Origin of the sequence: Ruegeria sp. HKCCD8929 (assembly GCF_013031405.1) — a bacterium.
In the GTDB taxonomy this organism is placed as follows: domain Bacteria; phylum Pseudomonadota; class Alphaproteobacteria; order Rhodobacterales; family Rhodobacteraceae; genus Ruegeria.
Window position 1 is genome coordinate 1 of the sequence record NZ_WPZY01000128.1, and the last position, 1,434, is coordinate 1,434.

3 protein-coding genes are annotated in these 1,434 nt (G+C 57.8%); 1 reads left to right on the top strand and 2 read right to left on the bottom strand.

The window, feature by feature from the left end; translation table 11 throughout:
- Positions 1-102: 102 nt before the first annotated feature.
- On the bottom strand, positions 103-336 hold the full coding sequence (locus GOX53_RS29360) for a hypothetical protein (RefSeq protein WP_171182409.1): 234 nt from the start codon (positions 334-336) through the stop codon (positions 103-105).
- Between the two features lie 44 nt (positions 337-380).
- On the opposite strand from GOX53_RS29360, the gene GOX53_RS29365 reads away from it, so the two are divergent.
- The gene (locus tag GOX53_RS29365; RefSeq protein WP_171182410.1) at positions 381-662 is read left to right on the top strand and encodes a hypothetical protein; all 282 of its coding nucleotides are present in this window, start codon (positions 381-383) and stop codon (positions 660-662) included.
- Positions 663-694: 32 nt separating this feature from the next.
- Here the strand turns inward: GOX53_RS29365 and GOX53_RS29370 are convergent.
- On the bottom strand, positions 695-1,434 hold a 740-nt coding region (locus GOX53_RS29370; protein ID WP_171182411.1), incomplete at its 5' end, for a DNA adenine methylase.

The window sequence follows — 1,434 nt, forward strand, 5'->3', positions numbered from 1 at the left end:
GTGCGAGCACCTGAAACGACAGGCCGCTGACGGCTCCATCGGACAACAGATGATATGCACCGTCCTTTGGGACGCTGAGTGTTTCCTGATTGCGTGGCATGATTACCTTGTCTCCTTCAAGACCTCGTAAAATCTGTTCTCCAGCGTCTGCCTCGGCTCGACACTCCTAAGCAATTCTGGGCAGAAATCATCTTGCCCCAGCCGCCAGAGGTGGCAGTGCGGCGCATTGTTGATGAACTGGCTGCGAGCTGGATAGAATTCGATGGCGCGCGATTCCGCGCCCCAAACCTCGTCCTTGATGGCCTGTTCGCCGGGTTCTAGGTTGTCACCACTCATGGTAGATTTGCTCCGGTGTTTGATTCGACCAATAGGAGAGCGCAGTGGTTGGAATAGTGAACGGTCCGATTGATCCTGATGCGATAGCGCGGAACTTTCTGGAGGTCGCATTGCACATAAACCTCGAAAAACAGATGGCGGAAGAACTGCTGAGGCTTCAGCCAAATGGATACGATTTCTCGAACCTGCGTACCTCCGCCATGGAATACGCCAGAGACATGGTGCTTGAAATGACCGATGGGAACGAAAATGCACCGGCTCTCACAGAGTATATCTTCGAACGCATTCAGGACATTTTCGATGCTCTTGAAGAGCACGTTAAGTGACTTGGGCCGAGGGTGACTGAAAGGCATGGTACTCAATCACCCCACCCGAAATTGCTGATCAGCAGTTCGGCCCGAGCGCCACGGGCGTCCTTGGTTTTGCCGACGGTATAGGTCGTTTCGACCGAGGTGATGCGGAACCCGGCAAAGGTCTCGCGGATCTCGGGCACATCATTGATCGACATCAGGAACTTGCCCCGGATATCGCTCAGTTGTGTCGCCATGCGCTCGAAGTCCTTCCGCGCGAACAGTGCCTTGCCGTAGTCGTTCTCGCAGCCCCAATAGGGCGGATCGAGATAGAAGAACGCCCCCGGCCGGTCGATGCGCGCGATGAAGTCGGCGTAGTCCATGCAGGTGACGGTGACGCCCGCCAGACGCTCGTGCAGGGCTTCAAGATCCGGTTCCAGCGTGGTCAGATTGAACCGGGCCGGGCGGTCGGGCGAGATCCCAAAATTCCGTCCCGAGACCTTGCCGCCAAAGGCGGTGCGCTGCAGGTACAGGAACCGCGCCGCACGCTGCATGTCGGTCAGCGTGTCCGGATTGGTTTCGACCAGGCGGATGAAGTTGGCCTGAGTCGTCAGCTGAAACCGCAGCAGGTCGAGGAAGGCCACGTAATGCTCCTGCAGGATGCGGAACAGATTGTAGACGTCCTGCTGGGCGTCGTTGATGAACTCGGCGCGGGCCTGTTTGCGGCGGCGCAGGAAAATGCCGCCCATGCCAACGAACGGCTCAGCATAGGTCAGGTGCGGATCCGCGTCGATGAGGGCGCAGACAC